General features: G+C 58.8%; 27 protein-coding genes. 9 read left to right on the forward strand and 18 right to left on the reverse strand.

Annotated elements, in window-relative coordinates; translation table 11 throughout:
- The 4 genes from L991_RS00870 to msrB all read left to right on the forward strand — a co-directional run.
- Window positions 1–2488 (forward strand): response regulator (locus L991_RS00870; RefSeq protein ID WP_156128937.1); only part of this gene is annotated, 2488 nt, incomplete at its 5' end.
- A 111-nt stretch (window positions 2489–2599) separates the two neighbouring features.
- The gene (locus tag L991_RS16205; protein ID WP_052190464.1) at window positions 2600–4216 is read left to right on the forward strand and encodes a diguanylate cyclase; all 1617 of its coding nucleotides are present in this window, start codon (window positions 2600–2602) and stop codon (window positions 4214–4216) included.
- On the forward strand, window positions 4213–5271 hold the full coding sequence (locus L991_RS00880) for a hypothetical protein (protein ID WP_047391158.1): 1059 nt from the start codon (window positions 4213–4215) through the stop codon (window positions 5269–5271). The genes L991_RS16205 and L991_RS00880 overlap by 4 nt, the downstream gene beginning before the upstream one ends.
- Before the next feature lie 27 nt (window positions 5272–5298).
- Window positions 5299–5697, forward strand: coding sequence for a peptide-methionine (R)-S-oxide reductase MsrB (gene msrB / locus L991_RS00885; protein WP_047391161.1), 399 nt, complete (start codon window positions 5299–5301; stop codon window positions 5695–5697).
- Between the two features lie 65 nt (window positions 5698–5762).
- On the opposite strand, the gene L991_RS00890 is transcribed toward msrB, so the two are convergent.
- The 5 genes from L991_RS00890 to L991_RS00910 form a co-directional block, all read right to left on the reverse strand.
- The gene (locus L991_RS00890) at window positions 5763–6029 is read right to left on the reverse strand and encodes a hypothetical protein (protein ID WP_028450395.1); all 267 of its coding nucleotides are present in this window, start codon (window positions 6027–6029) and stop codon (window positions 5763–5765) included.
- Window positions 6030–6066: 37 nt separating this feature from the next.
- On the reverse strand, window positions 6067–6819 hold the full coding sequence (cobS, locus tag L991_RS00895) for an adenosylcobinamide-GDP ribazoletransferase (protein ID WP_047391164.1): 753 nt from the start codon (window positions 6817–6819) through the stop codon (window positions 6067–6069).
- A complete protein-coding gene (locus L991_RS00900) occupies window positions 6816–7436 on the reverse strand; it encodes a histidine phosphatase family protein (RefSeq protein ID WP_047391167.1) in 621 nt (206 codons plus the stop codon). Before L991_RS00900 ends, cobS begins: the two co-directional genes overlap by 4 nt.
- On the reverse strand, window positions 7436–8482 hold the full coding sequence (cobT, locus tag L991_RS00905) for a nicotinate-nucleotide--dimethylbenzimidazole phosphoribosyltransferase (protein WP_047391169.1): 1047 nt from the start codon (window positions 8480–8482) through the stop codon (window positions 7436–7438). Before cobT ends, L991_RS00900 begins: the two co-directional genes overlap by 1 nt.
- 66 nt (window positions 8483–8548) lie before the next feature.
- Window positions 8549–9178, reverse strand: a complete 630-nt coding sequence (locus L991_RS00910; RefSeq protein ID WP_052190465.1) for a GGDEF domain-containing protein — start codon at window positions 9176–9178, stop codon at window positions 8549–8551.
- A gap of 115 nt (window positions 9179–9293) precedes the next feature.
- On the opposite strand from L991_RS00910, the gene waaC reads away from it, so the two are divergent.
- Together waaC and L991_RS00920 are read left to right on the forward strand one after the other, a co-directional pair.
- The gene (gene waaC / locus L991_RS00915; RefSeq protein WP_047391171.1) at window positions 9294–10271 is read left to right on the forward strand and encodes a lipopolysaccharide heptosyltransferase I; all 978 of its coding nucleotides are present in this window, start codon (window positions 9294–9296) and stop codon (window positions 10269–10271) included.
- The gene (locus tag L991_RS00920; protein ID WP_231550458.1) at window positions 10238–11581 is read left to right on the forward strand and encodes a 3-deoxy-D-manno-octulosonic acid transferase; all 1344 of its coding nucleotides are present in this window, start codon (window positions 10238–10240) and stop codon (window positions 11579–11581) included. Before waaC ends, L991_RS00920 begins: the two co-directional genes overlap by 34 nt.
- On the opposite strand, the gene L991_RS00925 is transcribed toward L991_RS00920, so the two are convergent.
- Together L991_RS00925 and L991_RS00930 are read right to left on the reverse strand one after the other, a co-directional pair.
- On the reverse strand, window positions 11578–11907 hold the full coding sequence (locus L991_RS00925; protein WP_047391173.1) for a hypothetical protein: 330 nt from the start codon (window positions 11905–11907) through the stop codon (window positions 11578–11580). The genes L991_RS00920 and L991_RS00925 overlap by 4 nt on opposite strands.
- Window positions 11908–11909: 2 nt before the next feature.
- The gene (locus L991_RS00930) at window positions 11910–12371 is read right to left on the reverse strand and encodes a MarR family winged helix-turn-helix transcriptional regulator (protein WP_047391176.1); all 462 of its coding nucleotides are present in this window, start codon (window positions 12369–12371) and stop codon (window positions 11910–11912) included.
- 66 nt (window positions 12372–12437) lie between these two features.
- Between L991_RS00930 and L991_RS00935 the strand changes: the two genes are divergently transcribed.
- A complete protein-coding gene (locus L991_RS00935; RefSeq protein WP_047391179.1) occupies window positions 12438–13589 on the forward strand; it encodes a PLP-dependent aminotransferase family protein in 1152 nt (383 codons plus the stop codon).
- On the opposite strand, the gene L991_RS16210 is transcribed toward L991_RS00935, so the two are convergent.
- The 6 genes from L991_RS16210 to L991_RS00965 form a co-directional block, all read right to left on the reverse strand.
- Window positions 13586–14092, reverse strand: a complete 507-nt coding sequence (locus tag L991_RS16210) for a hypothetical protein (protein ID WP_028450386.1) — start codon at window positions 14090–14092, stop codon at window positions 13586–13588. The two genes, L991_RS00935 and L991_RS16210, sit on opposite strands and share 4 nt — an antisense overlap.
- Window positions 14093–14323: 231 nt before the next feature.
- Entirely contained in the window at window positions 14324–15214 is an 891-nt protein-coding gene (locus tag L991_RS00945) for a DMT family transporter (protein ID WP_052190467.1), read from the reverse strand.
- Window positions 15211–15660: a PliI family lysozyme inhibitor of I-type lysozyme gene (locus L991_RS00950; RefSeq protein WP_052190468.1), complete on the reverse strand. Its 450-nt coding sequence runs from the start codon at window positions 15658–15660 to the stop codon at window positions 15211–15213. Before L991_RS00950 ends, L991_RS00945 begins: the two co-directional genes overlap by 4 nt.
- Window positions 15661–15668: 8 nt before the next feature.
- Window positions 15669–16067: a hypothetical protein gene (locus L991_RS00955; RefSeq protein WP_047391181.1), complete on the reverse strand. Its 399-nt coding sequence runs from the start codon at window positions 16065–16067 to the stop codon at window positions 15669–15671.
- Entirely contained in the window at window positions 16064–16864 is an 801-nt protein-coding gene (locus L991_RS00960) for a sulfite exporter TauE/SafE family protein (protein WP_047391184.1), read from the reverse strand. Before L991_RS00960 ends, L991_RS00955 begins: the two co-directional genes overlap by 4 nt.
- Window positions 16861–17313: an EVE domain-containing protein gene (locus L991_RS00965; protein WP_047391187.1), complete on the reverse strand. Its 453-nt coding sequence runs from the start codon at window positions 17311–17313 to the stop codon at window positions 16861–16863. The genes L991_RS00960 and L991_RS00965 overlap by 4 nt, the downstream gene beginning before the upstream one ends.
- A 136-nt stretch (window positions 17314–17449) precedes the next feature.
- On the opposite strand from L991_RS00965, the gene L991_RS00970 reads away from it, so the two are divergent.
- Window positions 17450–17911 carry an MEKHLA domain-containing protein gene (locus L991_RS00970; protein ID WP_051259073.1) on the forward strand — a complete coding sequence of 154 codons (462 nt, stop codon included), beginning with the start codon at window positions 17450–17452 and terminating at the stop codon, window positions 17909–17911.
- On the opposite strand, the gene L991_RS00975 is transcribed toward L991_RS00970, so the two are convergent.
- Both L991_RS00975 and L991_RS00980 read right to left on the reverse strand, forming a co-directional pair.
- Entirely contained in the window at window positions 17908–18666 is a 759-nt protein-coding gene (locus tag L991_RS00975) for an ABC transporter substrate-binding protein (RefSeq protein WP_047391190.1), read from the reverse strand. The two genes, L991_RS00970 and L991_RS00975, sit on opposite strands and share 4 nt — an antisense overlap.
- A 143-nt stretch (window positions 18667–18809) precedes the next feature.
- Window positions 18810–19886: a carbohydrate-binding protein gene (locus L991_RS00980; RefSeq protein WP_047391192.1), complete on the reverse strand. Its 1077-nt coding sequence runs from the start codon at window positions 19884–19886 to the stop codon at window positions 18810–18812.
- 17 nt (window positions 19887–19903) lie between these two features.
- Here L991_RS00980 and L991_RS17130 point away from each other — a divergent pair, with 17 nt between their 5' ends.
- Window positions 19904–20044 carry a hypothetical protein gene (locus L991_RS17130; RefSeq protein ID WP_156128938.1) on the forward strand — a complete coding sequence of 47 codons (141 nt, stop codon included), beginning with the start codon at window positions 19904–19906 and terminating at the stop codon, window positions 20042–20044.
- Here the strand turns inward: L991_RS17130 and L991_RS00985 are convergent.
- From L991_RS00985 to L991_RS00995, 3 genes are all read right to left on the reverse strand, one after another.
- Window positions 20041–20604, reverse strand: a complete 564-nt coding sequence (locus tag L991_RS00985; RefSeq protein WP_156128939.1) for a hypothetical protein — start codon at window positions 20602–20604, stop codon at window positions 20041–20043. The two genes, L991_RS17130 and L991_RS00985, sit on opposite strands and share 4 nt — an antisense overlap.
- A 79-nt stretch (window positions 20605–20683) precedes the next feature.
- A complete protein-coding gene (gene hemB, locus L991_RS00990; protein WP_028450378.1) occupies window positions 20684–21685 on the reverse strand; it encodes a porphobilinogen synthase in 1002 nt (333 codons plus the stop codon).
- 177 nt (window positions 21686–21862) lie between these two features.
- The gene (locus tag L991_RS00995; RefSeq protein ID WP_047391197.1) at window positions 21863–23872 is read right to left on the reverse strand and encodes a BCCT family transporter; all 2010 of its coding nucleotides are present in this window, start codon (window positions 23870–23872) and stop codon (window positions 21863–21865) included.
- Window positions 23873–24006: the final 134 nt, after the last annotated feature.

Consider the following 24006-nt stretch of genomic DNA (forward strand, 5'->3'; position numbering starts at 1 on the left):
CGAAGCCGAAGCCGAAGCCGAAGCCGAGTTGCTGCTTCTGGATGGGGCAAGCAGCGAAGATCTGGCAGATTCTGTCGCCGCAGACGAGCCGGCTGAATTGCCGCCCGCGCTCACAGCCGATGCCCCTAGTGGACTGCTGGATGCGTTGACCACTGCGGCGCCAGCCGTGGCCATGGCGTCTTCGCCAATCAACCAGCTGTTGGTCGCTGAAGAAGCGAAGCCAGCGCAAGCGCTGGAGCTGGATGCCAGTCTGAATGACGATATTGATCCGCAATTGCTGCCGATCTTTATTGAAGAGTCGGAAGAATTGCTGCCGCAGATTGGCGAAGATATCCGCCAGCTGCCAAGCGCTGAAGACGCCGAGCCGCTGCTGAAAAATCTAAAACGCACGCTGCATACCGTGAAAGGTAGCGCGCGAATGAGCGGTGCAATGCGGATGGGTGAAGCAGCCCACATCATGGAATCGCGGCTCTTGGAAAGCCAGCCGAACGATCCAACGCTGCAGGCGCGCTTAGAAGCCGATTACGATACGCTGCTGGCCCTATTTGCTGAGCTGAGCAAACCGGCTAATGCTGCGGCTGAGGCCGTGGAAACCCCGGTTGCCCCAGTGATGCCAAAACTGCTGGCCGCGGCCGATCCGGAAAATAAAACCGTGATCCGGGTGAAGTCGGAACTGATTGACCAGTTGGTGAATCAGGCCGGTGAGGTGGCGATTTCGCGGACGCGGATCGAGTCGGAAATGGTGACGCTCAAATCGTCGCTGGTTGATCTGACGGAGAACGTGGCGCGTCTGCGCGGGCAGTTGCGCGAGCTGGAAATTCAGGCCGAAACTCAGATGCTGGCGCGGGAAAAAGAAGTACAAGATCAGCATCGTGAATTTGATCCACTCGAATTTGACCGCTTTAGCCGCTTGCAAGAGCTGACTCGCTTTATGGCTGAGTCGGTGAACGACGTGGCGACGGTGCAGCAGCATCTGTTGAAAAACTTGGATGAGTCTTCGGCGGCCTTGCTGGCGCAGTCGCGGATGACCAAAGAGCTGCAGCAAAGCCTGATGCGGGTACGGATGGTGCCGTTTTCCAGCGTGTCCGAGCGGTTGTATCGCTTGACCCGCCAAGCCGGTAAAGAGGTGGGCAAGAAGGTCAATCTGGAGATTAAAGGCGGCCGCGTGGATATCGACCGCGGCGTACTAGATAAAATGATTTCGCCGTTCGAGCATATGCTGCGTAACGCGATTGACCATGGCCTGGAAACCAGCGAGCAACGGCTGGCGGCGGGTAAACCCGAATTTGGTGAAATTCAGCTAGAAGTGCGCCAAGAGGGCAATGAGCTGGTGCTGCAGTTGAAAGACGATGGCCGCGGCCTCGATGTCGCGCGTATTCGGCAAAAAGGGCTGGATAAAGGTCTGATTACCGCGGAGCAGAATGTTTCGGATGCCGATGTCTGCCAACTGATTTTCGAGCCCGGCTTCTCGACGGCGGCGAATGTGACGCAGCTGTCCGGCCGCGGGATCGGGATGGATGTGGTGAAAAACGAGGTCTCCAACCTCGGCGGTAAAATCGATGTCACCACCATCGCCGGCCAAGGCACGACCTTTATCATTCATCTGCCGCTCACCCTGGCGGTTGCGCAAGTCTTGTTGGTGAAAAGTGGTGAGCGCCTGATCGCGATTCCATCGGTGATGGTGGAACAGGTGCAAGAGCTTAAGCAAGAAGCGCTGGCTGGGCTGTATAAAAACCAGGCACAAGAATGGCTGGGGCAGCGTTACCGCTTTGCTTACCTGCCGCGTTTGCTGGGCGATTTGCAGGCGGTGCCGGAGCAGAAACGCTACTCAACGGTGGTGTTGTTGCGCTCGGGGGCTGGACGCATTGCGTTGCACATCGACGAATTGGTGAAAAACCAAGAGGTGGTGGTGAAGCCAATCGGGCCGCAGCTGGCGCGGATACCGGGCGTAGTTGGGGCTAGTGTGTTGGGTACCGGTGAGATCGTGCTGATCATGAATCCGCTGGCACTGCTTGAGCAATCCAGCCAAATCGTGAGCATCGTTCAGCAGCAGGGTAGTGCCGCGCCGACGCAGGCCGCGCGTAGCAGCATGCCTGAGCAGCTGTCTACCGCTCCGGTGGTGATGGTGGTGGATGACTCTCTGACCGTGCGCAAGATTACCGGTCGCTTGTTGGCGCGTGAGGGCTTCCAGGTGGTGACAGCGAAAGACGGTGTGGACGCTTTGCAGCAACTGCATGATGTGAAACCGGCAGTGATGCTGGTGGATATTGAAATGCCGCGGATGGATGGTTTTGAGCTGACCCGGAACGTGCGCGTAGCAGAAGACACGCGTGAAATCCCCATCATCATGATTACTTCGCGTACAGCCGAGAAGCACAAGAAGTATGCCTTTGATCTGGGGGTGAATGCTTATCTGGGCAAACCGTACCAAGAGGATGAACTGCTAGGCTTGATCCGGCAGTTCTTGCAGGCCGGTAATCTGCATTAGGACTTTCCCGCTTAAGCACTCATGTGCAACAAAAAGCCCTGCTTAGCAGGGCTTTTTCCTTTATATTCAGCCACCGACTATATTAAGAGTCTGTCTCTCTGGCGATTAATCATGAGTGTGCCTGTCGTCACGCCCGAGCAACTGGAACACCTACTGACCGAAGCCTTGCGCTGGTATGTGCCGGATTGCGCTCGCACCATCACTTTGCTGGATGAAGTGGTGCAGCTTGCGCAAGCTCAGCAGCTGGTTGAGCAAGAGGCACAGGCCCAGCTGTGGCGCGCGCGCAGTTTTTGGGCGCTGGGTAATTTGCCCGCGGGGCATGCAGCGATTGCGCGCCTAGAAACGCTCTCGCGGCAGATTAAATCGCCGCGCCTCACGGCCGAATATGAGCATGCCCGCGCACGGCTGCATTTCTCGGCCAGCGAGTATGGCCCCGCGCTTAAAAGCTGGATTGCCAGCTTGCAACAGGCGATGCACTTACATGCCCATGAGTTGTACTCGCCCGCCTGCCTAGGGATAGGCAATGTGTATTTCTCGCACCAACAGCATGGTGAAGCGCTACGCTGGCATGAGCTGGCCTTGCAGTTTGCCGAGCGGGTGGATGATTCCGAATTGCTGGCCGAGTGCTACCTGCACGTCATCGCCGATTTGAATCAGCTGCATGAATATGAGCTGGTACTCAATTTATCTTACCGGGGTGAGGCCGCGCTCAGGCAAAGCCAGCATCAGGCTTGGCTCGCTGACTGGTATAGCTATCGTGGCCAAGCCTTGCTCGCCATGCAGCGTGCGCCAGAAGCGCTCACCTATATGCAGCAAGCCTGGCAGATTAATCAGCAAACCAGCTATTTATGGAGCCAATCACACAGCCTGATCAATCTGGGCGAAGTGTATCTGGCCTTGGCGGACTATGCCGCTGCGGAACACCATCTGCATCTGGCACTGGGAAGAATCGATCAGTTTGGCTCGCTGACCATGTATCTGCGCGTGTATGCCCTGCTGGCAGAGTTAGGGCAGCGGATGGATAACCCCAAGATGGCCTGGGAAAGCCGGCGCAAATACCATGAATTGGCGATTCGCAATGCGCAGCAATTAGCCAAAGATAAGCTCAATACCGCGCTCGAGCGCCGGATCCGTGAGCTTGATACCCAGCTGATGGTGCTGCAAACCCGGCAAGAAAATGTCATGTTGCGCCAGCAAACCACCGCCGATAGCGAGTTGCTCAATACCTTGCGGCATGTATCGATGCAAGACCCGCTCACCGGTATTGGCAATCGGCGCCTGCTCGATCAGGAAGGCCCAGCCTTGTTTCAACGTTGCCTTGAAGACAGCCGCCCTCTCTCGGTATTGATGCTGGATCTGGATTATTTCAAACAAATCAACGACACCTACGGCCATGCGGTCGGCGATGAAGTTCTCAAAATCAGTGCCTTGATTATGCTGGCCGGTTGCCGTGGTGGTGATTTGGTGGCGCGCTATGGTGGGGAGGAGTTCATCCTCTTGCTGCCTGGTGCGCCTGGCGCCACTGCGGTAGAAGTCGCCGAGCGAATTCGGTTGCGTATTCAGCAATATGATTGGAGTCAGGTGCAGCCTGGGCTCAAGGTCACGTGTAGCCTAGGGGTGGCCGAATGCCTGGATGAAGTCGCGCTGGATGATTTGCAGCAGCATGCCGATCAGGCGCTCTATCAGGCCAAGCATCATGGCCGTAATCGCGTGGAGTCGTACACATGACTCAAGACGAATTTGTACGCTGGCTTGCAGGCCAGCAGGCACTGATGCTGCGGGAGAAGCAGCCCAGCTTAATGGATGCTGCGATTCGGCAGGCACAGCTGCTGAATTTTGCCTATGGTCAGGCTTTGGCCCTGTTATATCGCGGCGAATATCTGATCGATCTGGGTGAGCAGCCGGCGGCGGCCTTTCGGGATTTTCGCGAGGCGGGTTTGATCGCTCGCCAGCTGCGCAACTGGGGCTTGCTCGCGCAAACCTTGCACTGGCAAGCGCAAAGCCAGTTGCTGCAGGGCGAATACATGCGGGCGCTCGATGTCTGGCTACAGGCATTGCAAACCGCGATTGAGGCGGAAGACCATCGCGCTTTTATTCGTGGCTATTCGGGCATCGCGCAGGTTTGTCTGGTGTATGGGCAGCTGGATATCTCGCTCGAATACCAGCGGCGGGCGTTGCTATTGGCCGAGCAGGTGGATGACCTTTCGCTGTTGGCCGATTGCCTCTTGGCCTTGATCGCCACCTGTTACCGGCGCAGTTTGTATGAGGAAATGCGTGGTTTGCTCGGGCGGTTGCACGATAATTTGCGCCAGCGTCCGCATCTGGAAACTCAGGCCGAATACCATATCTACACCGGGCTGATTCACCTTGATCATAATGAGCTGGGCGCCGCCGACGAGCATTTGCAACTGGCGCGGGTGTTGGCGCAGCAGCATGGCGGGCTCTGGTGCCGCGCCTATGCGGCGCTGATTCTAGGTAAGCTGTATGTGCGTCAGCAGCGGCTGTTGCCGGCCCGGCAATCGCTGGAGCTATGCTTGCAGCTGGGGGAACAAATTCGCGGCTTTGCCATGGGGCAGGAAGCCCATCAGCTGCTAGAGGGGCTGTGCGCGGAGCAGGGCGATTATGCCGGCGCTTTGCGCCACCTTGAGGCCGCGCATGCCCAGCAACTGAGCCTGTTTCAAAAGCAGGCCGAGCGTAAACTCACTCGCACCTTTCTGAAACCACTCACAAATATCGAGCTGGGCTTGCGGCTGGAGTTGAGTCGTCAGCGCTATGCTGGGTAAACTGCGCACATCCTCTTTCGGAGTCGCATGATGAACAAAATTCGCAAAACCCCGGCCGAATGGCGCGCACAACTGAGCGCAGAGAGTTTTTATGTGACCCGCGAAGCCGGCACCGAGCGGCCATTTAGTGGCGAGCTGTATCGGGTGAGCGCTGCGGGCGATTATCACTGCATTTGCTGCGATAGCCTGCTGTTTAAATCGGGTACCAAGTTTGATGCCGGCTGTGGCTGGCCAAGCTTCTGGGCCGAAGCCGAGCCCGGCGCGACCGAGCGGCATCGGGATACTAGCCATGGCATGGTGCGTGAAGAGGTACGCTGTGCGCGTTGCGATGCCCATATGGGGCATGTGTTTCCTGATGGCCCCGAGCCCACGGGCGAGCGCTATTGCATCAACTCGGTGGCGCTACAGTTTTATCAGGACGAATAATATCTGGCGTAGGTATAGCCTTTTGGGTCTTGTAAAATAAGGCCTATAAGGAGATACCCTGCTGCTTATTCGTAATCCGGCACGCCGTGGGCGCTGAGGATGTAGTCAAACTGGCTAAAATCAACCTCCGCGCTCACAAACGGGCGCAGCGCTTCCAGGCGCGACTCATCCAGCAGATAAGAGAGCTTCATCTCTGGATCAGGCTTATCTTGCTCGGCCGCAAACAGCTGAAACAAAAAGGCCACGTCCAGCTCCGGCGCCAAGGGTAAATGGCCGACAAAACCACCTTCCATGCCTTTTTCCCAGACTTCGAGTACCCGAACGATCTTCATGCTGTGGTGCCTAGCGGAATCAAAAACCCGATTATCCTTAATTCAGCGCCAATTTGCCAAGCAAGCTCAAGAGTGGCAAAGCCAGTAAGAGGCCGGTTTCCAGCAATTCGATGCCTGCCCCCAAGCAATCGCCGGTGACACCGCCCAAACGCTGAAGCAACCAATAACGATATAGCCAGATCAGTAGCGGGGCCAGCAAGAGCGCCGGCGCGAGCCAAGCGCTCAGCCCCAATAAGCTAAGCCACCACAGCCGGGCCAACCATGGGCGCTGCGCCCAGGCAAATTGCTCGGCCATGCCCGGCGCCAGCGCTGGCAGGGTTTGCCAGGTAAATACGCCGCTGCGTGCCCAGGCTGGAATCAGCAACAGCGCCCACAGTGCGCTATGGCTCACTAGCCAAGTCAGTGCAACCCATTTGACCAATAACTGCAGAACCAGCGTCACGACGCCAAAGCTGCCCAGATGCGGGTCTTTGAGCACGGCCAGAAATCTGGCCGGATCACGGTGAGCCGCGCCGAGGCCATCGGCCATATCTGCCAAGCCATCCAGATGCAGCGCACCGGTGAGCCACACCCACGCGAGCAGGATCAGCGCTGCGGCCAGCTGTGTTTCACTCTGTAGCAGCGCGGCCAAGGCCAGTAGCAAGGCGCCGAGCAAGAGGCCGACCGCCGGAAACCAGCCCACCGCCCCGGCCAGCAGGCGTGGCTCGAAGTCGCGGATGGTCGGCGTGGGCAAGCGGGTAAGAAATTGCACGGCCAGCACCGGATAGCGCCAATCAAATCCCAACCTCATCCGGCCTGCTCCACATCGGGCAAGGTGTTTGACCATTCCAGCAACAGCGGTGGATAGACTTCATCCCACCACAAGGTCACCGCGCCGCCAGGGGCGAGCCAGAACTGCTGATGGCGGCTGGCAGGCAGGCCCAGCGCAAACAGCATAATCGCCTTGATGGTGCCCTGATGCGCGATGATCACGCGATGTTCGGCTTCGCCTTGGCTGGCCCATTGGCTCAGCGCACCCAAAACGCGGCGCTGAAACGCCAGCCAGTCTTCGCCGCCCGGCAAAGGAAACTCGGCCGGATCGCGCTGCCAGTTATCCCAGTGGGTATGGTCTTCTGAAGTCCATTCTGATTTGGGTTTGCCGTCGATACTCCCTAGGTGTATTTCGCGAAAGCCTGCTTCGAGCTGCAAAGGCAGACCCAGTGCTTGTGCCGCATCGAGGGCAAAATCCGCACAGCGGGCGAGCGTTGAGCTGGCGATAGCATCAATGGGCTGGCTGGTGAGCCCGCGCCAGCGCGCCTGTAACTGTGCGAGCCCCAGCGGCGATAGCGGCGGGTTGCTGTGGCCGAAAATCGCGTTGCTGGCGCCAACGGCATCGCCGTGACGGATGAGTGTGAGGCGGAACGGCATTAACTCAGATTCGCCGCGGCGACGCCGGCTTCGGCAAAGGTGGCCATTTCGGTGTGCAAGGCCAGCGCACTTTGCAGTAGTGGAACGCAAACGGCCGCACCGCTGGCTTCGCCCAAGCGCATGCCTAGATCAACCAGCGGCTGCAAGCCCAGTGCGGCCAAGGCTAAGCGGTGGCCTTGTTCCTGCGAGGCATGGCTGGCTAGCAACCAGTCGGCTACGGCTGGATTGGCCTTCACGGCCACCAGCGCGGCGGCAGTGGTAATAAAGCCATCTACCAGGGCGGGAACGCCCAGCTCGGCGGCGGCGGTGTAAAAGCCGGCCAGCGCGGCGATTTCTAGCCCGCCTACTTCGCGCAGCCAATCCATCGCGCTATTGGCGCCGGCCGCTTTGGCACGGGCTAAAGCATCGCTCACCACGGCGATTTTGAGCTCGTGTTGCTGGGTATTGATCCCGGTGCCACGCCCCACAATCTCTGCCGGGCTATACCCGGTGAGGGCACAAATGAGTGCCGCGGCGGCGGTGGTGTTGGCAATACCCATTTCACCACCGATCAGCAAGGTTTTACCACTGCGGATCATCTCTTCGGCGCAGCCGTAGCCGCCCTGAAAGGCGGTTTGGCATTGCTGGGCGGTCATGGCGGCGCTGTGGCGCAGATTGGCCGTGCCCGCCGCGATGGGCGCGCGGAATAATTTGGCGCGCGGATTGCTCGGCACCGGGTAGGGGCTGGCTACGCCAACGTCGATAATCGCGAGACTAATCTGATGCAAATTGGCCAGCACACTGATGGCTGCGCCACCGGTCAGGAAATTCACCACCATTTGCGCTGTGACTTCGGCGGGAAAGGCTGACACGCCTTCGGCCGCCACCCCGTGGTCGGCAGCAAAAATGGCCACTGCAGGCTTGAGACGATTCGGCGTTGGCGCGGGCAAACGCGCCGCGAGCCAGATGGCGAGGTCTTCCAGTTGCCCCAGACTGCCGGCTGGTTTGGTGAGTTGGGTTTGGCGTTCGCGTGCAGCAGCCGCGAGCGTGGAATTCGGTTGAGCCATGTCAGTGTCAAGTTCGGGCAAGAAAGCCCGACTTTAGCCGCTCGCGATAGGAAGGGCAATGGTCAATTACACCACGACCGCAGCTTGCTCCTGATAAATCGCGATGCGGTCGATGCCTTGTTGCATCGCTTGTTGCAGGGCCGAATCGGCGGCGAGCAGCAGATCTTCGATGCCGGCGGTTTCTGATTGCTGCGTGGCGAGGCCCATGGTGACCGAGACGGTCAGAGCAATGCCATCAGGCAGATTAAAGCTGCTGGCTTTGACTTTTTGCCGGATCCGCTCGGCCACGATTTGCGCACCGGGCGCTGGAGTGTTGGGCAGGAGCACTACGATTTCTTCGCCGGAAAAGCGGGCGGCGAGGTCAAAATCCCGAATCGAGGCCCGGATGGCATCGGCGACGTGCTGCAAGGCTAAATCGCCGGCCTGATGGCCGAAGCGATGATTGATTTTGGCGCAGTGATCCAGATCGATCAGCAACGCCGAAGTGGCCTGGCTAGCGCGCTGCGCCCGATTGAGCTCATGCTCGGCCAGCTGCAGAAAATGCCGCCGTTGCAACAGCCCGGTAAGCTCGTCGGTCAGCCGATGGCTGGCCAGTGCATGGCGCAAACGGCGCAGCATTTGCCATTGCCAAATAATCACCGCGCAGGCGGCCAGCAAGATGGGTAGCCACATGGCCAACTCCAGCAGCAGGGTCATGATCCTTCATCCTAGCAGGCGCGCTGATTTTCGCGCGGCCGATTCATGCTGTGGGCATATGGCTTTTGTCAGCCCAGATGCGCCCAGCGGGCGGGTTTGGCAGTAAAATAGGCCCATGACTATCAAACCCAGCTCTGCACGCATTCTGATCGTGCGCATGTCGTCGATGGGCGATGTGATTCACCAATTGCCCGCCATTACCGATCTGGCCCGCGCCTACCCACATGCTCAGATCGACTGGGTGGTGGAAGAAGGTTTTGCCGAGTTGCCGCAGCTGCATCCGGCGATCCGGCGGGTGATTCCGGTGGCCTTGCGCCGCTGGCGCAAAACCCCGCTGGCGAGCCAAACGCGGACTGAGTGGCAGCAATTCAAAACCGAGCTGCGCGCTTGCCGCTACGATGTGGTGCTGGATGCGCAAGGGCTGATCAAAAGTGCGGCGATTGCGCGGCAGGCTTGTGGTCCGGTGGCTGGGTTTGACCGGCATTCGATCCGCGAGCCACTGGCTAGCCTCGCCTACTGCCGTAAATATCCGGTGAGCAAAACCCAGCATGCGATTGAGCGTAATCGTCAGCTCACTGCGGCGGCGTTAAATTACCCGCAAACGGGGGTGTTGGACTACGGCCTGCGCGTGCCGCCGCGCGAGCTCATTTGGCTACCGGCCGGGGATTATTGCGTTTGCCTCACCGCGACGAGCCGGGCGGATAAAGAATGGCCCGAGGCTAATTGGATTGTTCTGGGGCAGCGGCTGTTGGCGGCGGGAGTACGCCCCGTTTTGCCGTGGGGCAGTGCGACCGAGCGTGAGCGGGCCGAGCGCATTGCCGCGGCCTTGCCTGGGGCCATCGTGGCGCCGAAGCTCACCCTGACCGACGCGGCAGCCTTGTTGGCGAGGGCATGTATTGTGGTTGGGGTAGATACGGGCTTGGCCCATCTGGCGGCGGCGGTGGCTGTGCCTACGGTCGCCATTTTTTGCGCATCAGATCCCGCGCTGACCGGAGTACTCGCTGCTAGCTATGCCGTGAATTTGGGCCAGCGCGGAGCTGCTCCGACGGTGGATGCGGTGTGGCAAGCCGTGCTGGCTGGGTGGCAGCGCTAATGCGCGGCTGGCTGGCGGCGGGCTGTTACCGGCTGGCGCTGTATCTGGTTTTCCCACTCATCTGGCTGTACCTGCTCAAGCGCGCGCGCAAGCAGCCGGCATATCGGTTGCACTGGGCTGAGCGGCTGGGGTATTACCCACAAAGCATGATCAAGAAAGGCTTGCAGGCAGATACCCGGCCGATTTGGGTGCATGCTGTTTCCGTGGGAGAGATGCGCGCCTCACAGCCAGTGGTACAGGCACTGCACCAGCGTTACCCGGATAGCCCGATTTTACTCAGTTGCATGACCCCCACAGGGCGAGCAACTGCGCACGAATTATTCGGCCCCGCATCAGGTATCAATGCCCAGGTGGTGTTTTTACCTTATGACTATCCCTCCGCTGTGGCGCGGTTTCTGGCGGCCTTTCAGCCGCGTTTAGGCCTCATTATCGATACCGAAATCTGGCCCAATTGTATCGAGCAATGCCAGCTCGCCGGCGTGCCGCTGGTGCTGGCCAATGCGCGTCTTTCGCAAAAATCGCTGGCAGGTTATTTAAAAATGGCACCGCTATTTCGTGCGGTGATGCCCAAATTTGCGGCAGTCTTGGCGCAATCGCCCGCGGATGCTGCGCGCTTGCAGCAAATGGGCGCGGTGAATGTGCAAGTGATGGGAAATGTTAAGTTCGACAATCAAATTGACCCATTACTAATCGCGCGTGGCCAAGCGTGGAAAAACACCTTGGCGCGTAAAATTATCCTGTTGGCCTCCAGCCGCGATGGGGAAGAAGCCTTGGTGTTGCAAGGCCTGGGCCCACTTGCTGCGGATACCTTATTGATTATTGTGCCGCGCCATCCGCAGCGCTTTGATAGTGTCGCGGCCTTGCTGGATGCGCAGGGCTTGCACTATGTGCGCCGTAGCCAATGGCAAGGTGAGCCAACCAGCGCACAAGTGATTCTCGGCGATAGTATGGGGGAAATGGTGGCTTGGTATAGCGCGGCCGATGTCACCATCATGGGTGGGTCACTGCTTAAATTTGGCAGCCAGAATCTGATTGAGGCCGCCGCCTGCGCTTGCCCAGTGCTGCTGGGGCCATCCACCTTTAACTTTGCTCAAGCCTCCGCCGAGGCGATTGCCGCAGGTGCGGCTTGGCAAGGTCAAGATGCTGCTGTGGTTTGTCAGCAAGCTTTAGCCGTGCTGGCCAATGCCGAGCGACTGCAGGCGATGGGCCAGGCCGGCCTAACTTTTAGCCAGGCGCATCGTGGGGCTACACAGCGGCTACTTACCGCACTGACGCCTTACTTGGGCGCGGCGGATCAAGCGCTGCGTTAATGGGTAAAGGCCCACAGATAGAGCAAGAGCAGATCCAGCACCATGCTGGCGATAATCCAGTTCAGCGCGAGAAACACCCATTGCTGCTGCGCTGGAATGGCATGGCGCGAGGCGCGGGAAAATACAAAGCCATGAATGGCCGAGACGCTGCTATTAAATTGCCCCACGAGTAGACGTGGGTCGTCAAAGTGTTGCTGGCGCAGCTCGCGCTCGTTTTCCAGCTCGAATTCCGGATAATACTGCTGCACTAGTCGTCGCGCGCGATGAAAGAGCTCCGCATAAGCCAAGCCCAAGCAGGCCAGTATCAGCAGTAAAGCCAATAACATGCTTAGCTCCGCGTTTTCTTGGCCAAAAGCCCCAACACCTGTTTAAAGCCCGCTTCGGCGGCGGGGCCGCATTCGGCAAACACCGCATCCAGTACCACTCGCTGTGAGCCGGATAGGCGCTCTTCCAGCTCGGTACCTTTGTCGGTGAGCGCCAGGCATTTCACCCGTTTATCAATCTCGGAAGGGCTGGTTGTGATTAAGTCCTGCTCAATCAGTTGCCGTAGCGGCAAATTGAGCGCCTGTTTAGAGACGCCGAGCTTATTCAACAGCTGATTGACCGAGAGCCCACCCTGACGACCCACAAAATACAGAATCCGGTGATGCACGCGCGAAAGGCCTAAATCAGCCAAAACGGCATCGGGCTGGGCGGTAAAGCCCTTGTAGCCGTAAAACAGCAGCTCAAGTGCGCAATTGAGTTCAAATTCAGTGTGTTGCAGTGACTGATGAGCGGCGTGGTCCGGCATGTTGACGTATCTCCTGAATGCAGTAACATAGGTCATGTATATTGACCTAATTTGCCGGAGACGCCGATGTTTGCCCCACGCATTACCCGCTTACGACCATCGCTGGTGCGCGAGATTCTGGCTGCGGCCCAAAGCCCCGGCATGATTTCTTTTGCCGGCGGTTTGCCAGCGACTGAAACCTTATATGCACCAGACTGGACGCAGCTGCAGCTGTCTCCTCAACTTTTGCAGTATGGTCCTTCCGAAGGCGAGCCGCAATTACGGGCATTGGTGGCTGAGCGTGCGCGCCACATGGGCCTTGATTGCTCCGCAGAGCAAGTCTTGATTTTGAATGGCTCCCAGCAGGGAATTGATCTGGTGGCCAAGCTTTGGGTGAGCGAGGGGACGCGCATTTTGTGTGAATCGCCGACCTATCTGGCCGCCTTGCAGGTGTTTGAGCTGTTTGGCGCTGATATGCAACCTGGGACGGGGGATGCGGCCGGTCTACTGCCCGCAGCAGTCACGGCCGAGCAGGCCGAGTTTGCGTATTTAATTCCTACGTTTCAAAACCCAACCGGCTTGTGCTATCCGGCCGAGCGCCGCGCTGCGCTGGCCGCTGCATTTGATCAGGCCGGTCTGCCGGTATTTGAAGACGACCCGTATCGAGATCTAGCGTTTGATGGCACGCCACCCGCGCCACTGGTCGCCGGTTTGCGTGCCGCGCGCTGGGTGTATCAAGGCTCATTTTCCAAAACGCTGGCGCCAGGGCTGCGCTTGGGCTATCTGATTGCGCATCCGGATTTGCTCACTCCGCTTACCCGGCTGAAACAGGCGGCCGATTTGCATAGCAATCGCTTAAGCCAAGGCATTGTGACCCAGGTACTGGCCACAGGTGCGTTGCAAGCGCATTTGGAACACGTCCTGCCAGTGTATCGCGCCAAGCGCGATGCGATGCAGGCGGCGCTGCAACGCGAGCTGGCGGATGAGGCGGAGTGGGAATGCCCTGCGGGGGGCTTATTTTTCTGGCTACGCCTGCGTCGACCCATCGATGCGCTTGCGCTAATGCAGCAAGGTTTGGCGCAGGGCTTGGCCGTGATGCCGGGGCAGCCATTTTATGCACAGACCAGCGCACCAGCGGCGCTAAGGCTGAATTTCAGCCATAGCTCGCTGGCGCAAATCGAGGCCGGTGTTGCCACCTTGGCGCGCTTAATCCGGCAGGCGCCGGCGCTGGCGGTTTAAGTGGTGGCTTTAAACAGCACTTCGATGGCTTTTTCGCCATTGAAGGCAGCGCCACGGTGACCCGAGCGGCGCAGCGCTTCGGCCCATTGCTCCACAATGGGCGTGAGTTCTTCTGCGCGGCGCACGCTGGCTAATTGGCTGGCCAGTTTGTCTTCCCAGCTTTGGCCCAGAAATTCATGGCAGACCGACAGGATGATTTTGCGGGCTTCATCGATTTGCCGTTGCTGATTGCGCGGCGGTGGCGGCGCGATCGTGCTTGGGCCGGAAAAGCGAATTTCTTCCAGTGGCTTTTGTGGGGTGTCACGGCTGATAAAACCGGCATCATGCAGGTTTTTCAGATTGAGCAGCACCTCTTGCCCCGGCAACATCGCCACCAGCATGGCCGAGCTGCGCTGCCCATCAATCATGAACAATAGCTGCCGTTCTTTTTGGCTGATTTTCCCGCTGCGCGTTTGTAGTTCTTGTTGTCCGGCAGGGGTTTTGCTGTAGACCAGTGATTCCATCGCTTTCGCCTCGCAAACTCCGTCTTTTTATATAAGCAAACTGTGATGTAGCTCGCAATATTTGACTACGAGTCTGGCGAAAAACCTACACTCTGTCCCTACCGCTTATCAGCTCCCCGCGGTTGCTGCGGATGTCGTTCCTGTTGAATGCGATATGCCTATGGGGTATTGGCTCGAAGCGATTATTAGCTAAGCTGGGCGGGGTTATACCTGCCGGGGTATTGGGCTGGATTAGCTTGGCTGATTTGTCGGCATTTCGCGACGGCTGGCCCAGACATGCACGGCCAGCCCGAGCATGATGCAGGCGGTGCCGATCAGCTCATGGCTTTGCAGGATTTCTGCATTCAAGGCATGCCCCAACCACAGCGAGCTGGCTGGCGTAATCAGCGCGATGAGCGCAACACTCATTGGCCGACACTCGCGGATAAGCCAGTAATACAGACTAAAACCCAGCACCGAGCCCACTGCGGCGAGGTAAATCAAGGCCACGGCGGTTCGCCAGGGCCAATGGCTGACCCATGGCGCTCCTGCTAAACACCAAAACAGCAGCGTGGCCAGTGCCGCAATTTGCAGCGCGCCAGCGTTCACCAACCAAGGTGAGAGCCCGCTGGCAAAGCGTTTGAGCAACACGGCCGCGCCCGATTGCAAGGCCATTGCCACACAGAGCGCCAGTAAGCGCCAGCCGCCATCGGCCTGCCAATGCAGCTGGCGGGCAAAAATAATCAACAGGCCCGCCAGGCCCAGCGCAATCGCCAGCCATTCGCGGCGATCAAGCTGGCTGCCCAGCCAGCGGCTGGCGAAAATCGCGGTCGCCAGCGGCGATAAACCAAAAATAATCGCGATCAGCCCTGAAGAAACGGCCTGCGCGGCCCAGAAAGAGCAACACATCGAGCAGGCCGTGGCCAGCCCCGCGATCCAATAGGCTCGCCGGTATGGTGCTGCCAGTGGCAGACTTTGGCGGCGCCATGCCAGCCAGCCCAGCATCAACACCGCCGCCAGCACAAAACGGCTGGCCAGCGCCAGCGTAAACGGCAGCCCTTGTACGCCCCATTTGATGCCTAAGGCTGTGGTGGACCAAACCGCAATTAAAAATAGGTAAGCTGCATTGACGCTTGGCTTCACTTCTTGCGCACAACCCGTTTAATTTCGATCAACGGGTCTGCTTTGGGGGGAAGGTCGCTCAGTTGCAACAGCAGTTTGAGCTGGCGGTTTTGCCAGCTAAATAGATCGGCATGCAGATAGCCGCCGCTGCCAGCGCTGCGCGTTACCACTACCACTTCGCCGGTACCATCGCCATCGGCATCGGTGTTGAGCAGGCGTTCCACCTGACCATCGCGGGCGATGATAAGGCCGGCCTGGTAATCATCAAGCGGGAAATCCGGGTTTTGCCCGCCGTACAGGCGAATACTGTAGCTACCCATGCTGCGCGGCTCGTGCTCACCTTCGGCGACGACCACCGTGCTGTGGTTATCCGGCATCCGTAGTTGTTCTACAAAGCGGTAATCGCCAGCGTGGCTGAAGGCACTGAAAAGCAGGGCACACACTGCAGTGATAGACAAAGCTTTCATCGCGAATCTCAACGAGGTTGACCAATAAAGAGGGAGTCGCCACCACTCTGAATGCTAACAGCACCTTGGGTGGTGAGGATGAGGGTAATCAGCATCGCTAGCGTGAGCGCCGTTTCGGTGGCGGGGCCGATCCCCGGCCCCGGCGCTGGGGGTGGTGGCAGTAGCCGGCGTGCCAGCTGGCCAATCGGCTCTTGATAAGCGCTAGGGCCCTCTACGCAATTGAGGCGCAGTTGATCGGCTTCTTGGCTGGTTTCGAGTTCCGCTTGGCTTAGCGTGGCGCTGTCTTGCGTGATGCGCTGCTGCAGGGCTAGCAAGGCGCTGCGGCAGGCCGGGCTTAGCTCAGGATTCGCGCAGGCGGGCTGGCTGATGAGCAGTGCGGCGCAGACGAGACCGAGGTAGCGCATCATGGCAGCAAGCCCCAGAGCATTTTGCTGGCCAAGATAATCAGCAGCGCGGCAAAGATTTTTTTTAGCACCGGTACAGGCAAACGATGAGCCGCCGCCGCCCCGAGCCTGGCCATCGGGAAGCTCGCCAATACAATGCCAAGCAGGGCGGGTATATAGATGAAGCCCAGACTATAGCTAGGTAAGCCGGCTATACCCCAGCCACTGACGATGTAGCCGATGGCGCCAGCTACCGCGATGGGCACGCCGATGGCCGATGAAGTGGCGATGGCGGTTTTAACCGGCACATTGCAGGCATTCATAAACGGCACCGACAGCGACCCCCCGCCAATCCCCACCCAGCTGGAAAGCACTCCGATTAAGCCGCCCATCCCCAGCAAGCCCGCTTGGCCGGGCAGCTGGCGGCTGGGCTTGGTTTGCCAATTCAGCAGCATTTGCGCGGCCACAAAGTAGGCAAACGCCACAAAGATCCATTGCAATGCGCGGGTGGAAATAAGCCCGGCAATCTGTGCACCAGCAAAGGTGCCCAGCAAAATGCCCGGGGTGATGCGCCGCACCACATCCCAGCGCACCGCGCCTTTGGCGTGATGAGCACGCACGCTGGCGATGCCGGTAAACACAATGGTGGCCAAGCTGGTGCCCAGCGCCAGATGCTGCTGATGTGCCGGCAAGACGCCCACGAGCTTAAATACCGCCAGCAAAGCCGGCACAATCACCAAACCGCCGCCAACGCCCAACAGGCCGGCCAGAAAGCCGGCCAGCAAACCCACGCTGAGGCAGGCCAGAATAATCACGGTCATGCTAATAATTCCTGCACATAGGCCCACTCGGCCGCGGTGACCGGGGTGATGGACAGACGCGAGCCTTTTTGCAGCACCACCATCTCGGCCAGCGGCGGGTGCTGACGCATTTCGCTTAAAGTTAATAAGCGGGTTTTGCGGACAAAGGCCACGTCCACCTGCTGCCAGCGCGGCTGCGCCGGGGTGGATTTGGGGTCGTAGTATTTTGACTGCGGGTCAAACTGGGTCGGGTCGGGGTAGGGCGCGCTGCACACACGGGCAAAACCGGCGATGCCAGGCTCGGCGCAGGAAGAATGATAAAACAAGACACCATCACCAATCTGCTGGGTATCTCGCATAAAGTTACGTGCCTGATAGTTCCGCACGCCATACCACCCCACCGTATGTCGGGCGGCGAGATCATCGATGGAGACATCATCAGGTTCGGATTTCATGAGCCAATAGCGCATGGCTAGCTCCAATGTGGCCGCGGCAGCTGCTGAGTAAGGGCTTGGGCCAGATAAAGCTTCAATCTGCCCAGCCTGACCGGTAATGTCAAGTTGCCGCGGGCGGTATAATGCCGGCTTTCGCCTGCTGGAGCGCCAGATGCCGCAAGATATTGCCCAACAACTGCCCTGGATTGCCCGTATGCGGCGTAGCCATCAGCACTTACTGGGGCGTCCGCTGGTGGATCCGGCCTTGAGCGATGCCGAAGCCGCAGCCGTATTGCAGCAGGCGCCATTTTGCCTGCTGGCCCACGATGGCACAGCCGACCCGTGCTTTGTGTATGCCAATCAAACCGCGCTGGATTGCTTTGAATATACGGCCGCTGAGCTGATCGGGTTGCCTTCGCGCCTTTCGGCAGAAGCGCCCAATCGCGAAGAGCGCGCCGCTTTACTCGCCAGCGTGGCGCAACAGGGCTATGCCAGTGGCTACCGGGGTCTGCGGATTGCCCGCTCAGGGCGGCGCTTTTGGATTAAAGATGTCACCGTGTGGAATTTGCTGGATGAGCAAGGCCAGCCCTGCGGGCAGGCGGCGGTATATGCCACGTGGGAAGACGCGGTTTAACGCTGCAGCTTGGCCTGCGCCAGCAGCCGCGTGAGCTCGCCCGTTTGCCGCATGCGCTGCAGACCTCGGTCAAACTGCTTGACCAACCAATCGCCCTGCGGAATTTTCTTGCTGATCAGCAAATGCAGGTTTTCGCTGTGCACCGGGTTGGGGTCATACAGCAGGCTAAAGCGCGCCTGCGGTGGCAAGGTGGTGCCAATCAGATAATCACAGACCACTTCTTCGCAAGGAAAGGCGGCAATGCGTCCGGCATACAGCTTGGCCAAGCTTTGCGCATCATTATTGGCCTGATCCACCTGAAACCATTGCTGCTGTTGCAGGCTGCGCCAGCGTGGCCCGTAGAAATAACCATTGCTCATGCCCACTCGGCTATGACGCAATGACTCGGGATCGCGCCAGCTCACCGGCTGTTGGCGATGGTAAAACAGCACCGTTTGGCTGCGATAGACGGGTAGGCTGTAGTAAAAATCGGTGCGGCGCTCGGGGGTGCTGGTCCAGAGCAGCGTGCCATGAAAGCGCCCGCCCCGGGTTTCTTCCAGCGCTCGTCGCCAAGGCATGAATTCGTAATTCACGGTAATGCCCTGCAAGGCAAAGGCGCGACTGACAATTTGGCTACCATAGCCGTAACCGGGGAGTTTTTCCCCTAGGATCGGCGGCCATTCCCCATTGGCGAGGGTGATCTCGATCGCCAGCGCGGCCGGGCTTGCCAACAGTAAGGCCAGATAAATTGAAAGTTTTGCATAAGCCAATTTCATCTGGGCACTGTATTAGCTGTCGCTAATGGCGTCAATCGGGAGTGGCCTTGTCAAGCCATTGAATGCTTTAGCTTGTGATCGGTAACACCCATTAGTAAAAACCCCGCTGGACGCGGGGTTTTTAATGGCGTTATTGCGCTGGCTTAGGGCCAGACGTTTTGGCCAAATTTGTATTTCGCCAGCAAGGTGCTGGGGCGACAAATATCGCCATTGCACAGCCAAACGCTCACATAGTTGCCCGCCGCTTGGCTTGGGGCAATGGTGGCGTAGCCTTGCAGCACACCGCCAGCCGAGCTGTTGAATTGGGCTACGACGGTGCCGGCCGCGACGCTGCAGCTACCATCGGCGTTGCGGGGAATTACAGGTGGTGCAGGCGGCATGGGGGCGGGCACATACATCATTTGGGGCCCGCTCTGGCTGGCTACGACTTTGCCATCCACACGTACTTCCCAGCGCTCGATGCTGGGTGGCACCATTTCGGGGGGGCGCTGATTGCGGGTCTCCAGCTGCGCGGTGCAGCTGGCCGTGGCGATGTAGGCAAAGCTGATCGGGTAAATATACGAGCCGGCGTTTACACTCACCCGCAGTGATTGATCTGCCTGCTGCTCGATGCGGCTGCTAAATTGTGGCGGGCGCTGGCGCAGGGTGGGCGCGGCCCCTTTATCTTCCCAAGGGCTGCCAGCTTGGTCGGGTGGATTGTTTTGGGTCCACCAGCGGGCCTGATACAGCCGGCCATTAAACACTGCCTGCTCGCCGCCCTGATAGGCTTTGCTGGCGCTCCACAATTGCGGGCCAGATTGCGCGGCTTGTATTTCCCATGCACCCCAGGCTTGGCCGGGTTTCTCGTTTTGCGTCCACCATTTGGCCTTGTAGATTGCACCATCCAGGCTCACCAGATCGCCAGTGTTGTAAACCTTGCCCGCATCCCAGGTCGGGGCGGTGGGATTACTATTGCCATACACTCGGTCAGTTTCACCATCGGTCAGCGATGGGGGCTGGCCGATCTGGCCGTAGCGCTCCACTTGCGCGGGGCAGCTGCCATTGGTAATCGGAGGCTTATATGGGTAATTAGGGTCTTTATCCGGGTAGGTGACTGGTAGGCGCCCATCGAGTCCGGCCGGCAGGGCCGGTGCGGCCACAGGGGGTGGTGGTGTACAGGCCCAGCTGGCAGAGGCCAGCATGGCTGCGCTGAGATTCAGCACGAGTGCTGCAGTTTTCATGGTCTATCCATCCTTGTATGTTATTGATTTGCCAGCATTGCTTGCTGGTCTGGCGCGTGGGCGCCGTGATCAATATCCGCAATCGGATGGGTAAAGGCAAGATTGGTTTGCGGCGCTGTGATCTGGAAAACACAGCGCACTGGCTGGCAGAAAACTAAGGGGCGTGGCGCCGGGCGGCGAGGTCTTGCAGGATTTGCCAGGCTTGCTGCGCGTTTTGTTCGGTAAGGCTGTGCAGCTCACTGGCTTTATGGGTGATCTCATCAATCAGGGCCGCGTTTTCTGCCGCTTTGGCCACTTGTAGATTCAGATTATCAATATCACCCGATACCCCGGCCAGCAGATCACTCAGCCGTTTTTTCTGCGCTTCCATTTCCGCCATTTTGGCGTCGAATTTACTCTGCCGCTGCCGATCGACCAAAAACGGAATCAGCAAACCAAACACCCCCAGAAATAAACCAATCGCGCCAGTGAGTACCGACAAATGCGATTCCCACCAATCGATGGATTTGCGGCTGGTTTCAAACCAGTTTTTCTGGTTTTCCAGTTCGGCCAGCTGGTGTTGCTTGAGGGTCTCAACTTGCAGGTTGGTGAGCTGTACATCGTGCTTGATGCGCTCCAGTTCCAGTTGCTGCTCGGCAGTAAATGGCTCGGCCGCCACGCTCGGCAGCGCGAGCATGCAGTTCATTGTGAGCAGCAAGGTAGCAAAGAGAGTGCGCATGGGGTTGGTGCAATGCAAAAAGAAGAGCCGCCAGTCTAAACCAGCGCTGGCGGCCATGCCAAATGCATTAAGGGCGGTGTTAGTCCTGCAGCCATTTCGCGGCATCGAGCGCGTAATAGGTCAGGATGGCGTCGGCGCCGGCGCGTTTGAACGCGAGCAGGCTTTCCATGACCACCGCTTTTTCATCCAGCCAGCCATTTTGCGCGGCGGCTTTCAGCATCGCGTATTCGCCGGATACTTGATACACGAACGTCGGGGCGGCGAATTCGTCTTTGACGCGGCGCACGATATCCAGATAAGGCATGCCCGGTTTCACCATCACCATATCGGCGCCTTCGGCTAGATCAAGGCTGACTTCGTGCAGCGCTTCGTTGCTATTGGCCGGGTCCATTTGATAGGTGTATTTATTGCCCTTACCCAGATTACCGGCCGAGCCGACCGCGTCGCGGAATGGGCCGTAAAAGGCGCTGGCGTATTTGGCCGAGTAGGCGAGGATGCGGGTGTGAATGTGGTTGTCGCGATCAAGCGCGGCGCGAATGGCGCCCACGCGGCCGTCCATCATATCGGATGGGGCGACAATATCGGCGCCGGCGGCAGCGTGGCTGGCGGCTTGTTTGACCAGCGCGGCGATGGTTTCGTCGTTCAGCACATAGCCATGTTCATCAATAATGCCGTCTTGCCCATGCGTGGTGTACGGGTCGAGCGCCACATCGGTGATAATGCCCAGCTCGGGAAAGCGCATTTTCAATGCTTCCACCGTGCGCGGTACCAAGCCACGCTGATTCCACGCTTCGCGTGCGTCCAATGTTTTCAGTTGTGGCTCGATCACCGGAAACAAAGCCAGCGCGGGGATGCCCAGCTTGACCGCCTCTGCCGCCACATCCAGCAGTCGATCGATACTCATGCGCTGTACGCCCGGCATGGAAGGAATATCTTCGACGCGATCACGACCATCCAAGACAAAAACGGGCAGGATCAGGTCGCTGGCAGTGAGGGCGTTTTCACGCATCAGGCGGCGAGAAAAATCATCCCGGCGCATCCGGCGCAGGCGAGTGGTAGGGAAGGGGCGGTTGGTATGCATGGATCTATCCCGGGCTGGTGGGCCGCGCTTGTGGTGCGAGCCCGCATAAAATAAGGTGATGGGCGTAATTTTAGCCCGTTTGCGCTGGCTGCGGGCTGAAAAAAACCGGCGGCCAGATTGATTGCTGGCGCGCCGGGCGTGGAGTTGCACTTGCCGCTCTACGCGGCCAAGGCAAGGCTAGAGCGTATGCTCAGGGGTAGTATTGATCAGATGGGCTTGCTGGCTCTGGCTTAGCGACAGATACCGCTCATATTGCTTGAGCACATCGGCAATGATTTCTTCTTCGCGCAGGTATTCGATGGTGTAGCCACGACGACCGTCGGCAAAGAAGGTGACCGGTTCATAGGTAAGCTGTCGCTCGCTGGCCGGCAGGCCCGCATCACGCAGCGCAAAGCTGGCCATCGGCCGCGCCACTGCATGCACACCGTACACAAAATTGCGCAGATTAGCCTGCGGCACCACCAGCGACAGGCCGCCATCGTCGTGCTCTTCTAGCCGGCTGGTATAGCCTTGCGCCTGCATTTCCAATGCCACGGCCGTCAGCGCTGGGCGCACACGGCTGTGGATAAAACTGGCCACATCTTCGGCCGTGGGCTGCTGCAGAATCTGCGTCAGGCGCTGTTTCCAGTGCTGGCCATTCCAGAAGCTACTGGCTGGGGTAAATTTCTGCTGCGAATGTCGGCGATCGGCCACCAAACCGCGCCAGAGCGAAAAGGCCAGCAGCAGCATGATCAGCGCAAACGGCAGCGCGGCAATCAGCGTCATGGTCATCAAGGCTTTTTGCCCGCCGGCGCTCAGCAGCGTGGCTGCTGTCAGCCCCAGCAGGGCGGCCCAGAACAAACGCTGCCAGATTGGTGAGCGCTCGGGGTCTTTGGACGACAGCGTATCCAGCATCAGTGCGCCCGAATCTGCCGAGGTGACAAAAAACACCAAGATCAGCAGCATGGCGATGACCGCCGCCACGCTCGAGAGTGGCAGATAATCAAAGAACTGGAACAGTAGCGCATCCACATTGCCCGCCGTGGCGCTCAGCGCCCCTTGGGCAGTGTGCATATCAAACCAGATCACCGAATTCCCAAACACCGTCATCCACAGGAAAGTGAACAGACTCGGGATAATCAGTACGCCAGTAATGAATTCGCGGATGGTGCGGCCACGCGAAATGCGGGCAATAAACAGCCCGACAAACGGTGACCAGGAAATCCACCACGCCCAGTACAGGATGGTCCAACCACTGAGCCAGCCCTCACTATGCGGTGGGGTGTAGGTGAAACTACGGAAGGTAAGCTGGGGCAGTTGGCTGAAATAGTTGCCCAAATTATCGCTAAAGGCGCCGAGCAAGAACACGGTCGGGCCAGTAAACAGCACAAACAGCAGTAACAACACGGCCAAGAGCAAATTGAGCTCGGAGAGGCGGCGCACGCCTTTGCCAATACCGGTGGCCGCGGAGATCCCCGCCAGCACGATCACCGCGGCAATTAGGGACAATTGGACGGCGAGGCCACTGGTATCCCAGCCCGTTAGGCGATGCAGACCGGCGGCCAGCTGTACCGAGCCAAGGCCGACTGAGGGGGCCAGGCCAAACAGGGTACAACACAGCGCGAAAATATCGACGGTATGCCCCAGTGGGCCGTGAATGCGCTCGCGCAAGATCGGGTACAGCCCCGAGCGCAGCGAGAGCGGCAAGTTATAGCGAAAGCCAAAATAGGCCAATACCAGCCCTACTAGACCGTAAATCGCCCAGGCATGAAAACCCCAGTGTAAAAAGGTGCTGCTCATGGCTTCGCTGGCAGCGCCAAGGGTTTGTGGCTCGGCCAATGGGGGATTGACGTAGTGTTGCAGTGGCTCGCCCACGCCGTAATACATCAGCCCGATCCCCATGCCGGCGGCAAACAGCATCGCCAGCCAGCTACCAAGGCTAAACTCGGGCTCGGCATCATCGGCGCCGAGACGGATTTTGCCGTAATCACTGATCGCCAGGCCCAGCAGGAAGATAAAAAAGCCGGAGACGGCCAGTGTATAAAACCAGGAAAAATGCGCGGTAATCCAGCTTTGGGCGGCCACGAGCTGTTGCTCAACGGCTTGGGGGGCCAGCGTGGTCAGGGCAATAAGGCCCACAATCAAAATCAGGCTGGGATACAAAACCGGCAATCGGAAAGTATGCCGGGATAAGGCAGGTGGTGACATGGTGCGCTCCGGTTGGGCGCGCAAGTGCGGCGGCTAGCCGGCAGAATATTGCGCGCGGTGAACAGGGCGGCCAGCGTCGGGCTGGCCACGTCGAGCTTTACTTTACTCGCCCGGCATAGCGCAGCGCGCCGAAC

This window comes from Chitinibacter sp. ZOR0017, from assembly GCF_000799095.1.
Taxonomy (GTDB): Bacteria; Pseudomonadota; Gammaproteobacteria; order Burkholderiales; family Chitinibacteraceae; genus Chitinibacter; species Chitinibacter tainanensis.